This is a genomic window from Streptomyces sp. NBC_00223, from assembly GCF_036199905.1.
Taxonomy (GTDB): domain Bacteria; phylum Actinomycetota; class Actinomycetes; order Streptomycetales; family Streptomycetaceae; genus Actinacidiphila.
In genome coordinates, this window is sequence record NZ_CP108109.1 from 314,427 (window position 1) to 331,985 (window position 17,559).

13 protein-coding genes are annotated in these 17,559 nt (G+C 72.5%); 5 read left to right on the plus strand and 8 right to left on the minus strand.

The features are described from left to right. Positions 1 to 2: 2 nt before the first annotated feature. Positions 3 to 1,817: an ABC transporter ATP-binding protein gene (locus OHA30_RS01410; RefSeq protein WP_328911920.1), complete on the minus strand. Its 1,815-nt coding sequence runs from the start codon at positions 1,815 to 1,817 to the stop codon at positions 3 to 5. Between the two features lie 98 nt (positions 1,818 to 1,915). Here OHA30_RS01410 and OHA30_RS01415 point away from each other — a divergent pair, with 98 nt between their 5' ends. Then, positions 1,916 to 2,428 carry a MarR family winged helix-turn-helix transcriptional regulator gene (locus tag OHA30_RS01415; RefSeq protein ID WP_328911921.1) on the plus strand — a complete coding sequence of 171 codons (513 nt, stop codon included), beginning with the start codon at positions 1,916 to 1,918 and terminating at the stop codon, positions 2,426 to 2,428. A 38-nt stretch (positions 2,429 to 2,466) separates the two neighbouring features. Here OHA30_RS01415 and mscL read toward each other — a convergent pair whose 3' ends face one another. Beyond that, positions 2,467 to 2,907, minus strand: a complete 441-nt coding sequence (mscL, locus tag OHA30_RS01420; protein WP_328911922.1) for a large conductance mechanosensitive channel protein MscL — start codon at positions 2,905 to 2,907, stop codon at positions 2,467 to 2,469. Positions 2,908 to 3,027: 120 nt separating this feature from the next. Next, complete coding sequence (locus OHA30_RS01425; RefSeq protein ID WP_328911923.1) at positions 3,028 to 4,767, minus strand: carbohydrate-binding module family 20 domain-containing protein; 1,740 nt, start codon at positions 4,765 to 4,767, stop codon at positions 3,028 to 3,030. 366 nt (positions 4,768 to 5,133) lie between these two features. Here OHA30_RS01425 and OHA30_RS01430 point away from each other — a divergent pair, with 366 nt between their 5' ends. After that, positions 5,134 to 6,978, plus strand: a complete 1,845-nt coding sequence (locus OHA30_RS01430; protein WP_328911924.1) for an ABC transporter ATP-binding protein — start codon at positions 5,134 to 5,136, stop codon at positions 6,976 to 6,978. Further along, complete coding sequence (locus tag OHA30_RS01435) at positions 6,975 to 8,756, plus strand: ABC transporter ATP-binding protein (RefSeq protein ID WP_328911925.1); 1,782 nt, start codon at positions 6,975 to 6,977, stop codon at positions 8,754 to 8,756. Before OHA30_RS01430 ends, OHA30_RS01435 begins: the two co-directional genes overlap by 4 nt. Positions 8,757 to 8,878: 122 nt before the next feature. On the opposite strand, the gene OHA30_RS01440 is transcribed toward OHA30_RS01435, so the two are convergent. Next, positions 8,879 to 9,673 (minus strand): metal-dependent hydrolase, encoded by a 795-nt coding sequence (locus OHA30_RS01440; protein WP_328911926.1) that lies wholly within the window; start codon positions 9,671 to 9,673, stop codon positions 8,879 to 8,881. Between the two features lie 134 nt (positions 9,674 to 9,807). Here OHA30_RS01440 and OHA30_RS01445 point away from each other — a divergent pair, with 134 nt between their 5' ends. Beyond that, complete coding sequence (locus OHA30_RS01445; RefSeq protein ID WP_328911927.1) at positions 9,808 to 12,321, plus strand: DEAD/DEAH box helicase; 2,514 nt, start codon at positions 9,808 to 9,810, stop codon at positions 12,319 to 12,321. Here OHA30_RS01445 and OHA30_RS01450 read toward each other — a convergent pair. From OHA30_RS01450 to OHA30_RS01460, 3 genes are all read right to left on the minus strand, one after another. Continuing rightward, the gene (locus OHA30_RS01450) at positions 12,228 to 13,841 is read right to left on the minus strand and encodes a DUF6397 family protein (protein WP_328911928.1); all 1,614 of its coding nucleotides are present in this window, start codon (positions 13,839 to 13,841) and stop codon (positions 12,228 to 12,230) included. The genes OHA30_RS01445 and OHA30_RS01450 overlap by 94 nt on opposite strands. Before the next feature lie 126 nt (positions 13,842 to 13,967). Beyond that, on the minus strand, positions 13,968 to 14,372 hold the full coding sequence (locus OHA30_RS01455) for a roadblock/LC7 domain-containing protein (RefSeq protein WP_328911929.1): 405 nt from the start codon (positions 14,370 to 14,372) through the stop codon (positions 13,968 to 13,970). Positions 14,373 to 14,490: 118 nt separating this feature from the next. Further along, complete coding sequence (locus OHA30_RS01460) at positions 14,491 to 14,826, minus strand: YnfA family protein (protein WP_328911930.1); 336 nt, start codon at positions 14,824 to 14,826, stop codon at positions 14,491 to 14,493. 238 nt (positions 14,827 to 15,064) lie between these two features. Here OHA30_RS01460 and OHA30_RS01465 point away from each other — a divergent pair, with 238 nt between their 5' ends. Beyond that, positions 15,065 to 15,901 carry a hypothetical protein gene (locus OHA30_RS01465; RefSeq protein ID WP_328911931.1) on the plus strand — a complete coding sequence of 279 codons (837 nt, stop codon included), beginning with the start codon at positions 15,065 to 15,067 and terminating at the stop codon, positions 15,899 to 15,901. A 19-nt stretch (positions 15,902 to 15,920) separates the two neighbouring features. Here the strand turns inward: OHA30_RS01465 and OHA30_RS01470 are convergent, their stop codons facing one another. Next, a complete protein-coding gene (locus tag OHA30_RS01470; protein ID WP_328911932.1) occupies positions 15,921 to 17,345 on the minus strand; it encodes an FAD-dependent oxidoreductase in 1,425 nt (474 codons plus the stop codon). Positions 17,346 to 17,559: the final 214 nt, after the last annotated feature.

The window sequence follows — 17,559 nt, forward strand, 5'->3', positions numbered from 1 at the left end:
TCCTACGGCGCCGTGGTCGCCAGCCGGCTGTCGCGCCGCACCAGGGCGGCGTAGCGGCCGTCGAGGGCGAGGAGTTCGTCGTGCGTGCCGCGTTCGGTGATCCGGCCGGCGTCGAGGACCACGATCTGGTCGGCGTCGCGCACGGTGGACAGCCGGTGGGCGATGGTGACGGTGGTGCGCCCGGCGGACAGCTCGTCGATGGCCTTCTGCACGGCGCCCTCGGTCCGCGTGTCGAGCGCGCTGGTGGCCTCGTCGAGGATGAGCACGGGAGGGTCGCGCAGGATCGTCCGGGCGATGGCCAGGCGCTGCTTCTCGCCGCCGGAGAAGCGGTAGCCGCGCTCGCCGACGAGCGTGTCGTAGCCGTCGGGGAGCCCCGCGATGTGGTCGTGGATCTGCGCGGCCCGGGCGGCGGCCCGCAGTTCGTCGTCGGTCGCGTCGGGCTTGGCGAACCGCAGGTTCTCCGCGATCGAGGCGTGGAAGAGGTACGTCTCCTGGGCGACCACGCCGACCGCCGAGGACAGGGTCTCGAAGGTGAGGTCGCGTACGTCGACGCCGTCGAGCGTGACCCGGCCGCCGGTCACGTCGTAGAGCCGGGGCACCAGATAGCTCAGGGTGCTCTTGCCGGAGCCGGTCGCGCCGACGACGGCCAGGGTGCCGCCCGCGGGGACACTCAGGTCGATGCCGCTCAGGGTGGGCGCGCCGCTACCGGGTTCGTAGGCGAAGTCGACGTTCTCGAAGCCGATGTCGCCGCGGACCTTCTCGATCCTTACCGCGCCCGGGCGTTCGGTGATGTCGACGGGCAGGTCGAGGTATTCGAAGATGCGCTGGAAGAGCGCGAGCGAGGTCTGCACCTCCACGCCGGTGGCCAGCAGTTGGACCGTGGGGCGGAAGAGGCCCTGCTGAAGCGTGACGAAGGCGACCAGGGTGCCGATCGAGACGGCGGGGCCGCCGTGACCGGTGGTCAGGCCCGCCGCCCAGTACAGCAGCGCGGGCATCGCGGACATCACGATGCCGATGACGGCCATCCGCCAGCGGCCCTGCATGTTGGAGCGCACTTCGAGGTCGACCAGCCGCTCGGACTGGTCGGAGAAGTCACGGGTGAGGGAGCCGGCCCGGCCCATGGTGCGGCCGAGCAGGATGCCGCTGACCGACAGCGACTCGGTGACGATCGAGGACATCACCGCCATCTGCTTCTGCCGGTCGGTGGCGATGCGCTTGCGCTCGCGGCCGACCCTGCGGGCGATCCAGACGAAGACCGGGAGCAGCAGCACGGAGACGACGGTCAGCCGCCAGTCCAGCGCGACCATGGCCACCAGGGAGGCGATCACGGCGGTGAGGTTGGAGACCAGGGAGGTCGCGGTGGAGGTGACGGTGGCCTGCATGCCGCCGATGTCGTTGGCGATCCTGGACTGCACCTCGCCGGTGCGGGTGCGGGTGAAGAAGGCGAGCGACATCCGCTGGAGCCGGTCGTAGACCGAGGTGCGCAGGTCGTGCATGACGCGCTGGCCGACGGTGGTGGAGATCAGGGTCTGCAGGACGCCGAAGACGCCGGTGGCCACGGCGGTGGCGATCATGCCGAGGGCGAGCAGGCTGAGCAGTCCGGTGCGGCCCTGCGGGATGGCGGTGTCGAGGATCGCCCGCAGCAGGAAGGGCGAGGCGACCGAGACGAGGGAGGACAGGCCGACGAGCAGTCCGACGACGGCGAGCCGCCCCCGGTAGGGGCGGAAGAGGCGGACGATACGGCGTACGTCGTGGGACGCGCCGGGTTTCTTGCCCGGTGGTGTCCACCGGGAGGAGAGGTCGTTTTCGGGGCGCAAAGGGCTCCTCGCGGGGGCTCGGGACAGCGCTGACAAAGGGAGTATAGGTCATTGTTACCTATGCTCACAATTGAATGTGCCCTGATACCCTCGGGGGCATGGAAACGCGCACGGCGGCGGCCGCGGGGCCCGAGGAGGCCGCCGGACGGCCGGACGAGGTCACCGGGCGGCTCGCCGATCAGCTGATCGGACTGAGCCGGCGGCTGCACCGCACCCAGCGCCGGCTGCTGGAGCCGCTGGGCATCACCCCGGCCCAGGCACGGCTGCTGCGCACCCTCGGCCACTGCGAGGAGCCGCCGCGGATGGCGGACCTCGCCCAGCGCCTCGACGTGGTGCCGAGGGCGGTGACCACGCTGGTGGACGCCCTGGAGGCGCTGGAACTCGTCCGGCGGGTGCCCGATCCGCACAGCCGCCGGGTGATCCGGGTCGAGTTGCGCGAGCGCGGCGGGCAGGCGCTCGCGGATCTGCGCCGGGCCCGCCGCGCCGCGGCCGCCGAACTGCTGGCCCCGCTGGACGACGGCCAGCGGGCGGCGCTCACCGGACTGCTCGACGTGCTGGACGAGGGCGAGCGGCCGGGCCGTGACGGCCACCGGTGCCCGCCGCCGTCCTGACGTCCCGCGGTCCCGCGGTCCCCGATCCGGCGCCGGGCCTACTTCGAGGCGTCCACCGGGCCGGACTGCTCGATGATCTCCGGGCCGATCTGTGCGGTGCAGGCGGAGCAGCGCTTGGCGGCCGCCGGAACCGTGGTCAGGCACTCCGGGCACTCGCGCGTCGGCGCGCCCGCGACCTTGGGGAAGAACTTCTCCTGCATGTGGTTCATCGGCAGCACGACGAGGAAGTAGATCACCGCGGCGACGATCACAAAGCTGATCACCGCGTCGATGAACAGCCCGTACGGGAAGGTCACCCCGGAGGCGTGGAAGGTCTTGGCGCTGTAGTCACCGGTCGCGCCGCTGGCCAGGCCGACGATCGGGGTCAGGAACGCCTTGACGAAGGCGGTGACCAGGGCCGTGAAGGCCGCGCCGATCACAATACCGACCGCCAGGTCAACGACGTTGCCGCGGAGCAGGAAGGTACGAAAACCCTTCATGGTGCGAAGGTCCCCTCTGTGGTCAAGATTTTGGAAGACCACAGTGTGCCGTGTCCTGCCACAGAGGGGCCAATCGGTGGACACGAAGTGCTTTGTATCACTTCGACCGAAATAGTGTGATTAGTTACGCCAGGTGTCGTTCAGCGACACCTTCCCGCCGGCCGGGACGGTGGCCGTGCGGTTGGCGCCCGACTCCCAGGTGACGTTCCCCGAGCCGTCCTTGCGGATGTACTTGTACTGGAACGACGTACCCGCGGGCAGGGTCACGTCGAGCTTCCACACCGGGTAGCTCGCCGAGGACATCAGCAGCGCCTTGCCCGTGTCCCAGGTGCCCAGCGTGGCGTTGTCCCCTACGACGTAGATGTTCTGACCCAGGACCGTGGTGGCGTTCACCGCGAAGGAGGCTCCCGTCGCCGTGTTCCCCGAGCCACCGGTCGTACCGCCGGTGGTGCCGCCCGTGCTGCCCGAACCGCCGCAGGGGGCGCCGACGTAGAGGGCGACGGCGTCATTGGAGCCGATGGTGGCGGTGAAGGTGCCGCCCGAGCCCACGGTGTACGTGGCGCCGCTGTGCTGGACGTCGCAGTACGTGCCCGCGGGCAGCGACGTGCTGAACGTCCGGGTGAGCGAGCCGCCCTCGTGGTTGATCGCGACATAGCCCTTGCCGCCGCGGCCGAACGCGATGGCGTTGTTGCCGTTGTCCCACCAGTTGGTGACGCCGGTGCCGGAGACCGCGTTGCGGAAGCCGACCATGTTCGCGATCTGCGGCCAGGCGTGCTGGCACTTCCAGCCGTCGCTGTAGCAGGCGTTCACTGTGCCGCCGTTGGGCGGGCCGGCGTCGTTGTTGGAGAACTCGTAGCCCGAGTAGACGTTCGGCGAGCCGTACGGCCAGGCCAGCAGATAGACATTGGCCAGGGTGTAGGTGGCGTTGTTCTTGTAGCTGAGCGTCGAGCCGTTGCGCTCGGTGTCCCAGTTGTCCACGAAGGTGCGGGCCTTGTCGCTCGACAGGTAGCCCGCGCCCCACGACTGGCCCCAGTTGCTCAGGTACGACAGCTTCTCGCCGGAAAAGATCCGCTTGAGGTCGAAGGCGCCCTGGAACGCGTCCACGTCACCGGTGCCGACGTACTCGCCCGGCTGGACCGCCTCGCCCGCGCCGTAGATCACTTCCTGGGCCCAGTAGACGCCCGGGTTGGTGAGCTTGGACTTGATCGCCGCCAGGTCGCTCGCGGCGATGTGCTTGGCGGCGTCGACACGGAAGCCGTCCACGCCCAGCGCGATCAGATGGTTCAGATAGCCGGCGATGGTGCCGCGCACATAGTCGCTGCCGGTGTCGAGGTCGGCCAGGCCGACCAGTTCGCAGTTCTGGACGTTGCCGCGGTCGCCGTAGTTGGAGATGTCCTGACGGCAGGTGTGGAAGTCCTGGTTCTGGTAGTAACCGGGATAGTTGTACTTGCTGTAGTTCGTACCGCCGGTGCCGGTGCCCGAGCCCGCGCTCATATGGTTGATCACCGCGTCGGCGACGACCTTGACGCCCGCGCCGTGGCAGGTGTTCACCATGTTCTTGAACGCGTTCTCGTCACCGAGCCGGTTGGCGAGCTTGTAGCTGACCGGCTGGTAGGACGTCCACCACTGGTCGCCCTGGATGTTCTCGGTCGCCGGGGACACCTCGACGAAGCCGTAGCCGGCCGGGCCGAGCTGGTCGGTGCACGCCTTGGCCACCGAGTCGTACTTCCACTCGAAGAGTGTCGCGGTGACGTCCTTGCTGCCGGGGGGCGTGGCCTGCGCCTGCTGCTGCGTGGCGGCGATCAGGCCGGTCGCCGCGACGAGCGCGGCGAGCGTGCCGGACAGTACGCGGGATCTCATGGGCGGCTCCTTCGGGGGAACGGGCATGGCGATGCCCTCGAAGACAGCCACGCGCCTGGCCGCCAGGGGGTCGGAACCCCTCGATCCTCGGGGTTCCGCGCAGGAGCTTCCCGCCGCGGGTGAGTACACGTCAAGACTTTGGCGGAAGAACTTGCCGACTCTTGCTGCAAGTTATTGCCGCGAAGCCGGCCGGCCGCCCGAAAACCGGTTGACCGGGCCGGTGCTGTCCGGCGACCCTTGCACGGCTCCGGACCGCCCCCGGTCCGGTCTGCGCACGTATCGCCATGTCGATGTATCGCTGCCATCCCCCACCGGCACGCGACCGGCCCGGTACGCCGCCGCACCCGCACCGAACTTCAGGACATCATGTCGTCCCTCAACAGCCTTCCCTACGCCGATCCCGGTGTGCCCGACGCCCGCAGCGGTGCCCGATTCCTGCTCTGGCTGGAGGTGCGTCAGTGGCGGAGCCAGCTGGCCGCCGCCGGGTGGGGCACCCTGCTGATGGCCTCCGTGGGGTCCTTTCCGGCGGCCGTCGGGATCGCCGTGCAGGCGGTCGTGGACCGCTCGGGCGACCGGCTGGCGCTCGCCGGCGGCCTGATGCTGGTGCTCGGGGCGCTCGCCGCGCTCGGCGACACCATGCTGCACCGCGTCTCGGTGGCCAACTGGATCTGCGCCGCCGCCCGGGTCCAGCAACTGCTGTCCCGCAAGACCGTCGAACTCGGCTCGGTGCTCACCCGGCGGGTGGCGGCGGGCGAGGTGGTGGCCGTCAGCACCGGGGACGTGGAGAAGATCGGCTGGTTCGTGGAGGCACTGGCCCGCTTCACCTCGGCGCTGCTCGCCACGATCGGCGTCGCGGTCGCGCTGCTCGTCTACCAGCCGCGGCTGGGCCTGATCGTCGCGCTGGCCCTGCCCGTGCTGGCCTGCGCGGTGCTGCCGCTGCTGCCTGCGGCGACCCGGCGGGCCGACCTCCAGCGGGCGAAGGCGGGCCGGGCGACCGAACTGGCCTCCGACACGGTGGCCGGACTGCGGGTACTGCGCGGTATCGGCGGCGAGGAGCTTTTCCTCGCCCGCTACCGCGGCGCCTCCCAGCAGGTGCGCACCGCCGCCGTGCACAGCGCCCGTATGTGGGCGCTGATCAGCGCCGTCCAGGTGATACTTCCCGGGCTGCTGCTGGTCGGAGTCGCCTGGTACGGGGCCCGGCTCGCGCTCGACGGCCGGATCTCGGTGGGCGAACTGGTCACCGTCTACGGCATGGTGTCCTTCCTCCTGATGCCACTCCGAAATTTCGAAGAAATCGCGATGGCCTGGTCCTTCTCCCGGCCCTCGGCCAAGCGCGCGGCCCGGGTGCTGGCGCTGCGGCGCACCGCCGGGGACGCCGCGGCGTCCGGTGGCCCGGACGCGGAGCCGGTGGCGCCGGGCGGTGATCTGTACGACCCGGCGTCGGGGCTGCGCGCGCCCGCCGGGCTGCTCACGGCAGTGGTGTGCGGGGACCCGGACGCGGCGGGGCGGCTGGCCGCCCGGCTCGGCGGGCACAGCCCGGAGGCCGTCGGGGACGAGCCGTCCGCGCTGCTGGGCGGGCGGGCGCTGGACGGCCTTCCGCTGGCACTGGCCCGCGCGACCGTACTCGTCCAGGACAAGGACCCCGTGCTGCTCTCCGGCGCGCTGGCCGATCTGCTCGACGTGCCGTCGTCCGGGATGGTCGCGGCTCGGGCGGCGCTCGCGGCGGCCCAGTGCGGGGACGTGCTGGAGGCGCTGGCGCAGTCGCTGGCCGGGGCGGACGCCGACTGCGGCGACCCGATGCGGGCGCGGATCACCGAGCGGGGGCGGTCGCTGTCCGGCGGGCAGCGGCAGCGGCTGGCGCTGGCCCGTTCGCTGGTCACCGACCCCGAGGTGCTGGTGCTGGACGAGCCGACCTCGGCCGTGGACGCGCACACCGAGGCCAGGATCGCCGTCGGGGTCAAGGAGCTCAGGGCGGGCCGCACCACCGTGGTCCTGACGTCGAGTCCGCTGGTCCTCGACCGGGCCGACCGGGTGGTCTTCGTCGACGAGGGTACGGCGACGGCGGCCGGCGGCCACCACGAACTGCTGCGGACCAACCGGCGTTACCGCGCGGTGGTCACCCGGGAGACCGACTCCGGGCCGTCCGCCGTCCTCGGCGCGCCCGCCGAGGCCGCTTCCCGTACCGACGCCACGATGGAGGAGTCCGCATGATCGGCCTGCGACCGCCGGAGTACGATCCGGCCGCGCCGCGGCAGAGCACCACGCTGCCGGTGGGCTCGCCCACGACGGTCCGCCGCTATGTGCGCGAGCTGGCCCGGCGGCACCGGACGGCCTTCGCCCTGCTGATCGGCGTCAACGTCGTCGCCGTGCTGGCCTCGATGGTCGGGCCGTATCTGCTGGGCCGGCTGGTCGAGGATCTGTCGACGGGCGACCGGGACATCCACCTCGGGCGCACCATCGCCCTGTTCCTGGCCGCGCTGGCGGTGCAGGCGTTCTTCGTGCGGATGGTACGGCTGCGCGGGGCGGTGCTCGGCGAGGAGATGCTGGCCGATCTGCGCGAGGACTTCCTGGTGCGCTCGGTGACGCTGCCGCCGGGCGTGCTGGAACGGGCCGGGACCGGCGATCTGCTCTCCCGGATCACCACCGACATCGACCGGCTGTCCAACGCGATGCGCGAGGCGGTGCCGCAGCTGGCGATCGCCGTGGTGTGGGCCGGGCTGCTGCTGGGCGCGCTGGCCGTGACCTCGCCGCCGCTGGCGCTGTCGGTGCTGGTCGCGGCGCCGCTGCTGGTGGCCGGCTGCCGCTGGTACTTCCGCCGGGCCCCGCAGGCGTACCGCTCCGAGGCCGCCGGGTACGCGGCCGTCGCCGCCGCGCTCACCGAGTCGGTCGACGCCGGGCGCACCATCGAGGCGCACGGGCTCGGCCCCCGCCGCGAGGAGCTGTCGCGGCTGCGGATCGGCCAGTGGGTGGCGTGGGAGCGCTACACGATGTGGCTGCGCAGCGTGCTCTTCCCGGTGATCAATCTGACGCATGTGCTGATCCTGACCTCCGTGCTGATGATCGGCGGCGTCTTCGCGCTGCACGGCTGGGTGACGGCGGGCGAGCTGACCACCGGCGCCCTCTACGCCCAGATGCTCGTCGACCCGGTGAACCTGATCCTGCGCTGGTACGACGAGTTGCAGGTCGCCCAGGTGTCGCTGGCGCGGCTGGTCGGGGTGCGCGAGGTCGCCGAGGACGAGGGCGACGCGTCGGTCGTGCCGGACGGGCGCGAAGTGGCGGCCGACCGGGTGCGCTTCGGCTACCGGGCGGGCGCCGACGTACTGCACGAGGTGACGCTCAACGTGCCGCCCGGCACCCGGATGGCGCTGGTCGGACCTTCCGGCGCGGGCAAGTCGACGCTCGGCCGACTGCTGGCCGGGATCTACGCGCCGCGGACCGGCGAGGTCACCCTCGGCGGCGCGGAGCTGGCCCGGATGCCCGCGGAGCGGGTGCGCGAGCATGTCGCCCTGGTCAACCAGGAGCACCATGTCTTCGTCGGCAGCCTCCGGGACAATCTGCTGCTGGCCCGGGCGGAGGCGGCGGACGGCGAGCTGTGGGAGGCGCTGCGCGCGGTGGACGCCGAGGACTGGGCGCGGGCGCTGGACGACGGGCTCGACACCGAGGTCGGCTCGGGCGGGTCGGTGCTCACCCCGGCCCAGGCCCAGCAGCTCGCCCTGGCGCGGCTGGTCCTGGCCGACCCGCACACCCTGGTGCTGGACGAGGCGACCTCGCTCCTGGACCCGCGGGCGGCCCGCCATCTGGAACGGTCCCTGTCGCGGGTCCTGGACGGCCGTACGGTCGTCGCCATCGCGCACCGGCTGCACACCGCGCACGACGCCGATGTGATCGCGGTGGTGGAGGAGGGCCGGATCAGCGAGCTGGGCAGCCACCACCAGCTGGTCGCGGCGGACGGCGCGTACGCGGCCCTGTGGCGGTCCTGGCACGGCTGAGCCGGGCCGGACGGCGGCCGGGGCGGAGGTGACCGCGATCGGGGGGACGGCCGCGGTGGCCGGGCCGGGAGGCCCGGCCACGGCTGTCCGGGGCGTCCGGGCTTTCCGGGCAGCCGTCCGGGTCAGCCGAACAGGCCGAGGGCGCCGAGCGCGCTCGCCCCGCCGACCACGAAGAACGCCGGGGTCAGCACCTTGATCTCCAGCCAGCTCCCGGCCCGGAACCGCATGAACTTCGGTGGCCCCACCGGGTACCAGCGCCTGCTGCCGAGCGGTATCGGCCACAGGACCGGGCAGCCGGAGACCGTCAGCGCGTCGCCGAGGCAGTGCACCAGCGCGCCGAGCACGATGGGCATACCGATCCACAGGTAGTGCTGGCCCGGCTGTGTGAAGAGCCAGTCCTTGCCGTTGCCCGGGTCGTCCAGCACACCGGCGAGCAGCCACGCGCTGGCGGCGCCGAGCAGCCAGACCAGGGCGTCGCTGGACTTGCGGGCCTGCTTCCACAGCAGGCCCTGCACGGCCAGCACCATGTGGACGAAGAGGATCGCCAGCACGGCCCACCGGCCGAAGAAGACCGCGGCGGCCGAGCAGCCCGCCCCGATCAGCACCGACCAGAGCCAGGTGTGGGTGAGGGTGCGGTGGCCGCCCGCGCGCCTGGGGTCGCCGTGCTTCCTGGTCGCGTTGTAAGTGGCGTGCGACAGCTTGTCGATCATCTTGCAGGCGGCGTGCGAGAGGGGCCCGAAGGACCGGGATATGGTCGCCGCGTGGTGGTCGAGGTCCGGGGCGAGCGCCGCACCCGCGCAGATGAGCGCACCGACCAGCAGCGTGGGCCACGGCATCGGATGGCCGAGGCCGGAGGCGACCGCCCCGGCGGCCAGCCAGGCCGTCGCTCCGGACAGTGAGTGCGCAGGTCCCATCATGGTGCCGCTCATCCCCCCTACACAGCCGCCCTCGGGCGGAGTTGACGCTTCGTTGACGGCACACCTTATCGCCGGTGATCACAGTGGCCTCCTCCGGTTCCCCCACGCACAGCCGGGACGGGCAAGATGGAGGGGTGACCCTCATCGACCAGCTGCCTGCCGAGCCCGACCCCGATGCCCTCTTCGAAGCGTTCTCGACGTGGGCCGAGGGACAGGGCATCGCCCTCTACCCCGCCCAGGAGGAGGCGCTCATCGAGGTGGTCTCCGGTGCCAATGTGATCCTTTCCACCCCCACCGGCTCCGGGAAGAGCCTGGTCGCGGCCGGTGCGCACTTCGCCGCGCTGGCCCGCGACGAGGTGACCTTCTACACCGCGCCGATCAAGGCGCTGGTCTCGGAGAAGTTCTTCGACCTGTGCAAACTCTTCGGCACCGAGAACGTGGGCATGCTCACCGGCGACGCGTCGGTCAACCCGGACGCGCCCGTGATCTGCTGCACCGCCGAGGTGCTCGCCTCCATCGCGCTGCGTGACGGCCGGAACGCCGACGTGGGCCAGGTCGTCATGGACGAGTTCCACTTCTACGCCGAGCCCGACCGCGGCTGGGCCTGGCAGATCCCGATCCTGGAGCTGCCGCAGGCGCAGTTCCTGCTGATGTCGGCCACGCTCGGTGACGTGTCGCGGTTCGAGGAGGATCTGACCCGCCGCACCGGACGGCCCACCACGGTCGTACGGTCCGCGAGCCGGCCGGTGCCGCTCAGCTACGAGTACCGCTCGTCGCCGCTGACCGAGACCCTGACCGAACTGCTGGAGACCCGTCAGTCCCCGGTCTACATCGTGCACTTCACCCAGGCGGCCGCGGTGGAGCGGGCGCAGGCGCTGATGAGCATCAACATGTGCTCGCGCGCCGAGAAGGACGCGATCGCCGAGCTGATCGGCAACTTCCGCTTCACCACGACCTTCGGCCGCAATCTGTCCCGCTACGTGCGGCACGGCATCGGGGTGCACCACGCCGGGATGCTCCCCAAGTACCGCCGCCTGGTGGAGAAACTCGCCCAGGCCGGTCTGCTGAAGGTGATCTGCGGTACGGACACCCTGGGCGTGGGGGTCAACGTGCCCATCCGCACGGTGCTGTTCACCGCGCTGACCAAGTACGACGGTCAGCGGGTGCGGGTGCTGAGGGCCCGTGAGTTCCACCAGATCGCCGGGCGCGCGGGGCGCGCCGGGTTCGACACGGCGGGCTTCGTGGAGGCCCAGGCGCCGGAGTACGTCATCGAGAACGAGAAGGCCCTCGCGAAGGCCGGCGACGACCCCAAGAAGCGGCGCAAGGTGGTGCGCAAGAAGGCCCCCGAGGGGTTCGTCGGCTGGTCGCAGGGCACCTTCGAGAAGCTGATCGCCTCCGATCCCGAGCCGCTGACCTCCCGCTTCCGGGTGACGCACACCATGCTGCTGTCGGTCATCGCACGGCCGGGCAACGCCTTCGACGCCATGCGCCATCTGCTGGAGGACAACCACGAGGACCGGCGGTCCCAGCTGCGGCACATTCGCCGGGCCATCGCGATCTACCGCTCGCTGGTGGCCGGCGGTGTGGTGGAACGGCTGGACGAGCCGGACGCCGAGGGCCGGATCGTCCGGCTGACCGTCGACCTCCAGCAGGACTTCGCGCTCAACCAGCCGCTGTCCACCTTCGCGCTCGCCTCCTTCGAACTGCTCGACCCCGACTCCCCCTCCTACGCCCTGGACATGGTGTCCGTGGTGGAGTCCACCCTCGACGACCCCCGGCAGATCCTCGCCGCCCAGCAGAACAAGGCGCGCGGTGACGCGGTGGCGGCGATGAAGGCCGACGGGGTGGAGTACGAGGAGCGGATGGAACGCCTCCAGGAGGTCGGCTACCCCAAGCCGCTCGAAGAGCTGCTGATGCACGCTTACGGCGTCTACCGCAAGAGCCACCCGTGGGTCGGCGACCACCCGCTCTCGCCCAAGGCGGTGGTCCGCGACATGTACGAACGGGCCATGACCTTCGCGGAGTTCACCTCCTACTACGAGCTGGCCAGGACCGAGGGGATCGTCCTGCGCTACCTGGCGAGCGCGTACAAGGCGCTGGAGCACACCGTGCCGGACGATCTGAAGTCGGAGGACTTCCAGGATCTGACCGCCTGGCTCGGCGAGCTGGTACGGCAGGTCGACTCCAGTCTGCTGGACGAGTGGGAGCAGCTCGCCAACCCCGAGGAGGAGAGCGCCGAGGAGGCCGCGGAGCGGGCCGACCAGGTCAAGCCGGTCACCGCCAACTCCCGCGCCTTCCGGGTCCTGGTCCGCAACGCGCTCTTCCGCCGGGTCGAGCTGGCCGCGCTGGAGAAGTACCACCAGCTCGGCGAGCTGGACGCGGAGTCCGGGTGGGACGCCGACCGGTGGGCGGACGCCATGGACGCGTACTGGGACGAGTACGACGACCTCGGCACCGGGCCCGACGCGCGCGGGCCCAAGCTGCTGCTCATCGAGGAGCAGCCGGAGCACGGTCTGTGGCGGGTGCGGCAGACCTTCGCCGACCCCAACGGCGATCACGGCTGGGGCCTGTCCGCCGAGGTGGACCTGGCGGCTTCCGACGAGGAGGGCCGCGCGGTGATCCGGCTGACGGACGTCGGCGAGCTGTGAGCGCGGGCACGGGCCTGGCTCAGCCGCCGGGCCGCACCGACAGCTGACCCGCCCCCACGCAGCAGCCTCCGCAGCCCCCGCGGCACGACCCGCCCCCGATCGACGGATACGGCGACCGGCCCGGGGGCCCGCGGGGGCGGCGGTTCGGCGACCCGCCGGACGGCGGGTCCGACCGCCAGCCCGGCAGGCGGCACGGGCGTGAGCCCGGGTGCGGAGGCGATGGCCGGACCGGCGGACGCCGCGGAGGCAGCGGGCAGCGGTCCAGCGGCGGACGGCCACGGCGGCGCCGCCCGCAGCCCTGCGGGCGGCACAGGCGTGAGGCCGAGCGCGGAGGCGATGACCGGACCGGCGGGCGCCGCGGAGGCCGGCAAAGGCAGCGATCCGGCGGCGGACTGCCGTGTCGGCATCTCCGGCACCCCGGCGGGTGGCATGGGCGCGAGCCCGAGCGCCGAGGCAGTCGGCGCCGCAGGCGGGCGTACCGAGGTGGCGACCAGGCCGGCCGACGGCGTGAAGGCCGATACGGGCAGCGGCCCCACGGTCGGTGGCACGAGCGCCGGGGCGGACTCATGGGCGCGGGCTCGGACGAGGGTTTCGGACAGGGCGAGCAGGGCCGTTGCGATCTCGTCCGGGTGGTCGGCCGTCGTGATCTCCTTGATCTGCTCGGGCGTGGCCGCGCCCGTCCGCCCCGGCGGCAGCGCGCGGCGCAGCCTGCGCAAGTGCGCCCGCTCGTACGGGTCGGGGAGGGCCTGGTCGACGGCCTCCGGGCCGAGCAGCGCGGCCCAGACGGCGGCCTCCTCCCAGGGGTCGTAGGCGTCCCTGAGCAGTTGGGCGACCCTGCGGGAACGCCAGCCGCGCGCCCGCTGGTCCTCGCCGCTCGCGACGGCTCCGCGCAGCCCCTCGGGCAGCGGCCCGCGCAGCAGCGCCGGGTGCTGGTCGGCGAGGTCCGGCAACTCCTGGACCGGATACATCCACACCAGCGCCCGGTACCGGTTCACGTACCAGCGCAGCGGCCGGACGTAGCCGAGTCTCGCCAGCCGTACGAAGCGGTCGCGGCCGATGCCCAGTTGCTTCGCCGCGTCCGTGCTGCTGACCAGGCGCACCCGGTCGAGCAGGGCCTGGGGACGGCCGTCCGGGTCGAGCAGCCGGGCCACCTCGGCGGCCGGTACCTTCCGTACGCGCGGGCCGCAGGCGACCGTGCGCACCTCGCCGATCTGGACGGCCACGTCGAAGTCGTCGTGGTCGAGCCCGAGCGTGTCACGCGCCCGGCCCAGCGTGAGCAGCGTCCCGCTCCCGGGCGGCGCGCCCGGCGCCGGCCCGATCCCCTTACTCCGCGCGGACAGCTCCCGCCGCGCCGCGCTCCCGGCACGGGCCCGCGCGTCCTCGACCCCCGCGCTCCCGGCCCGTACTTCCCCCGCCCGGACCCCGCCGGCCGGCACTCCGCCCGCCCGCGGCTCCTCGTCCCGTACGTCCCTGCCCCGTACGTCCTTGCCCCGCGTGACCTCGGTCGTCTTCACGGTCATCACTCCCTCGCTTCATTCGTTCACTGACAGTGACGAATGTAGCGCGAAAGCCCGACAGCCCGTGACGAGCCTGTGGATAACTCCGAACTCCCCCGGAAAATCGGGAAGTTCGAGGAAGTGAGGAAATCAGGAAGGCGCGGCGTCCGACTGGCGCGGCGGGACCCCGAGGTGTTCGCCGACCCGGCGGACGAGATGGGTCATCTCATAGGCAACCTGGCCGATATCCGCCTCCATCCCGCTGAGCACGGAGAGGCAACTGCCGTCCCCCGCCGCGGTCACGAAGAGGAAACCGTCGTCGAACTCGATCATGGTCTGCCGTACGTTCCCGGTCCCGAACTGCCGCCCCGCGCCCTTGGCCAGACTGTGGAACCCGGAGGACACAGCTGCCAGATGCTCGGCGGTCGGACGGTCGAGATCGCCACTGGCGCCGGTGACCAGCCCGTCGTTCGACAGGACGAGTGCGTGCTGCACATGCGGCACTCGCTGTGTCAGGTCGTCGAGCAGCCACGCGAGCCCGTTGCTCACCGTCATCGCCTACCTCCGGTCTCCGCTGCGGCTACGAGCCTGGTACGCCCGCGGCGCTACGGCAACCCCCTCTCGGATCTCGGTCGCGATTCGGCCGATGTCACAGAGAGCGGGCCGACGAAATTCAGCCGCCGCGCGGCGCGTACATGATGACCGCCACGCCGACGAGACAGATCACCGCCCCCGTGATGTCGAAGCGGTCGGGGCGGTAGCCGTCCAGGGCCATGCCCCACAGCAGCGAGCCCGCGACGAAGACCCCGCCGTAGGCGGCCAGGATGCGCCCGAAGTCGGCGCTCGGCTGGAGGGTGGCGACGAACCCGTAGAGCCCCAGGGCGACGATTCCCGCGCCCACCCAGCCGAAGCCCCGGTGCTCGCGCACTCCCTGCCAGATCAGCCAGGCGCCGCCGATCTCCAGCAGCGCGGCGAGGACGAAGAGGCCCACGGACCTGAGGGTGATCACGCGACCATCATGCACGGCCGCCGTATCCGGCCCCGCCGCGGGCTCTGCCGACCGCGCCCGGCGCCGCCGTACGCCCCACAGGCCCGTCACACCGCGCGCACCGCCGTGCGCCACGTACACGGCCCGATAACGCCGCCACGGACCCGATCCGGCGCCGGAATCGGCCCTTCACGCCCTCTCGACGCGGAGGTTACCCGCTGGTTAAGGTGCGCGGACCGAGACGAACAGGAGACGACGGATGGCCGCGGCCGCGTACCCCGAGGACGACGACGCGCTCTTCGTGCTGACCGCCGCGTTGCTGACGCCCGGTCGGTTCCCCGGTGTGCTGGGGGACGACTATCCGGCCGCCTGCGCCGAACTCGGACTCGATCCCCAGGACGACGGCTACGGCCTCGTGTTCGGGCAGGACGCCGGCGGAGCCCGCTGGACGGTCGCCACCACGGACACCGCCGCGGTGGCGTGCGCGCTGGCCGCCTGGGACTGCGGGCTGGAGTACGAACTGTCGCCGGACGAGGACACCTCGGCCGCCACCCTGCCGGGCTGGCCGCTGCCGGTCGCCGTCGCCGCCCCCGGGCTGCCCGCGCCCTACGACCCGGACGAGGAGACCGGCGGCGGCCCCGCGCTCACGCCCCCGGACACCGCGCAGTGGGGCCCGGCCCAACGCCGCCTGGGCGCCGACGACGTCGCCCTGCACTGGCGGCAGTGGCGCGACGGGCTCGACACGCTCCACGGAGACATCAGCGGCGGTCCGGGCGACAGCGTGCCCGACGGGGCTCCGGACGCCGCCGGGCCGCCCGGCGCCGTCTCGCACCTGGGCGTACGCCGGGCGCTCGCGCAGGCCGAGGAGTACGTGCGCCAACCGCCGCCGCCCGGCCGGGTCAGGACCGCCTACGGCGCGGTGCGGGCGGACGGTCCGGGCTGGAGCCTGGTCGGCAGGACCGACGACATGGCCTTCGTACTGCTCGACGACGCTCCCGGCGAGGTGCTGCCCGTCGGGCGCGGACCGGCGCTGCCGGCACTGCTCGACGCGCTCACCCGGCTGGCGGCAGCGCCGGTGGCCGCCGCCTCCAGCTGAGCTACCGGAGTCCCGCCCCTCACACGCTCAGCCCGGCCGGCCCGAAAGGCGGCCGGCCCCGCGCGGCCGCGCTCCCCACGTCCGCGGCCACCGCGTCCGCCGCCTTCCTGGCCGCGACCAGCACCGGGTCCCACACCGGCGAGAACGGCGGCGCGTAACCCAGGTCGAGGCCGACCATCTGATCGACGGTCATCCCCGCGGTCAGCGCGACCGCCCCGATGTCGACCCGCTTGGCCGCGCCCTCCCGGCCGACGATCTGGAGGCCGAGCAGCCGCCCGCTGCCGAGTTCCGCCGTCATCTTGACGGTCATCGGGGCCGCGTCCGGGTAGTAACCGGCCCGGCTGGTGGACTCGATGACCGCCGTCACGTACCGCAGCCCGGCCGCCCGCGCCTGGGACTCCTTCAGGCCGGTGCGGGCGATCTCGACTTCGCACACCTTGCTGACGGCGGTGCCCACGACGCCGGGGAAGGTGGCGTAGCCGCCGCCGATGTTGGTGCCGATGATCCGGCCGTGCTTGTTGGCGTGGGTGCCCAGGGCGATGTGCTGGAAGGCGCCGGAGACGAGGTTGAGCACTTCCACGCAGTCGCCGCCCGCCCAGACCCGTTCGGTGCCGCGTACCCGCATCGCGCGGTCGGTGAGCAGCCCGCCGTGCTCGCCCAGCGGCAGCCCGGCCGCGCGGGCGAGGCCGGTGCCGGGGCGTACGCCCAGGCCCAGGACCACGAGGTCCGCGGCGAACTCGGCGTCGTCGGTGGCGACCGCCCGCGCCCGGCCGTCGGCGCCGGTGAGCACTTCGCGGACGGCGGCGCCGGAGACCACCCGCACGCCGAGCCCTTCGAGCGCGTCGCGCACCAGGCGGCCCATGTCGGGGTCGAGGGTGTTCATCGGCTGGTCGTCACGGTCGACGAGGGTCACGTCGAGGCCGTGCCGCAGCATGGCCTCGGCCATCTCGACGCCGATGTAGCCGCCGCCGACCACCACGGCCCGCCGGACCCCGGCGCGGTCGAGACCGCGCAGCACGGCCTCGCCGTCGTCCAGGGTCTGCACGCCGAAGACGCCGGGCGCGGAGATGCCGGGGATCGGCGGGCGTACGGGCACGGCTCCCGTGGCGATCACCAGATGGTCGTACCCGGTCCACTCCTCGCGTCCTTCGGCGTCCCGGGCGCGTACCCGGCCGCCCGCGAGGTCCAGTTCGGTGACCTCGGTACCGAGCCGCAGGTCGATGCCGCGGGCCCGGTGCTCGGCGGCGGTCCGGGCGATCAGCGCGTCCGGGTCGCCGACGTCGCCGGCGATCCAGTACGGGATGCCGCAGGCGGAGTACGAGGTGTGATGGCCGCGTTCGAAGGCGACGATCTCCAGGTCGTCGGCGGGGCGCCTGCGGCGGGCCTGGGAGGCGGCGGACATACCGGTGGCGTCGCCGCCGATGACGACCAGACGTTCCGTCATGTTCGGGTGGCTCCCTTCCGGGGGCGGTTGCCGGTACGGCCGTACGGGCAGCCTAGGCGGCGAACCGGCCCCGCGCGGGATGCCCCGCCCTCGCCCGCGAGACGCGAACACGTTCCGGCGTACGGCCCCGCGCACACTGTTCGTCCGCCGCGTCTCCCGGGCGACGGCCCCCTGGGCGCGAAACCGACCGCCGGAACCCGACCACCGGAACCGA

Coding starts and splice junctions, on each gene's coding strand:
- OHA30_RS01425 (WP_328911923.1), bottom strand. CDS start 4,767: ATGAGATCCCGCGTACTGTCCGGCACGCTCGCCGCGCTCGTCGCGGCG.
- OHA30_RS01450 (WP_328911928.1), bottom strand. CDS start 13,841: ATGACCGTGAAGACGACCGAGGTCACGCGGGGCAAGGACGTACGGGGC.
- OHA30_RS01415 (WP_328911921.1), top strand. CDS start 1,916: ATGGAAACGCGCACGGCGGCGGCCGCGGGGCCCGAGGAGGCCGCCGGA.
- OHA30_RS01465 (WP_328911931.1), top strand. CDS start 15,065: ATGGCCGCGGCCGCGTACCCCGAGGACGACGACGCGCTCTTCGTGCTG.
- OHA30_RS01455 (WP_328911929.1), bottom strand. CDS start 14,372: ATGACGGTGAGCAACGGGCTCGCGTGGCTGCTCGACGACCTGACACAG.
- mscL (WP_328911922.1), bottom strand. CDS start 2,907: ATGAAGGGTTTTCGTACCTTCCTGCTCCGCGGCAACGTCGTTGACCTG.
- OHA30_RS01430 (WP_328911924.1), top strand. CDS start 5,134: ATGTCGTCCCTCAACAGCCTTCCCTACGCCGATCCCGGTGTGCCCGAC.
- OHA30_RS01440 (WP_328911926.1), bottom strand. CDS start 9,673: ATGATGGGACCTGCGCACTCACTGTCCGGAGCGACGGCCTGGCTGGCC.
- OHA30_RS01435 (WP_328911925.1), top strand. CDS start 6,975: ATGATCGGCCTGCGACCGCCGGAGTACGATCCGGCCGCGCCGCGGCAG.
- OHA30_RS01470 (WP_328911932.1), bottom strand. CDS start 17,345: ATGACGGAACGTCTGGTCGTCATCGGCGGCGACGCCACCGGTATGTCC.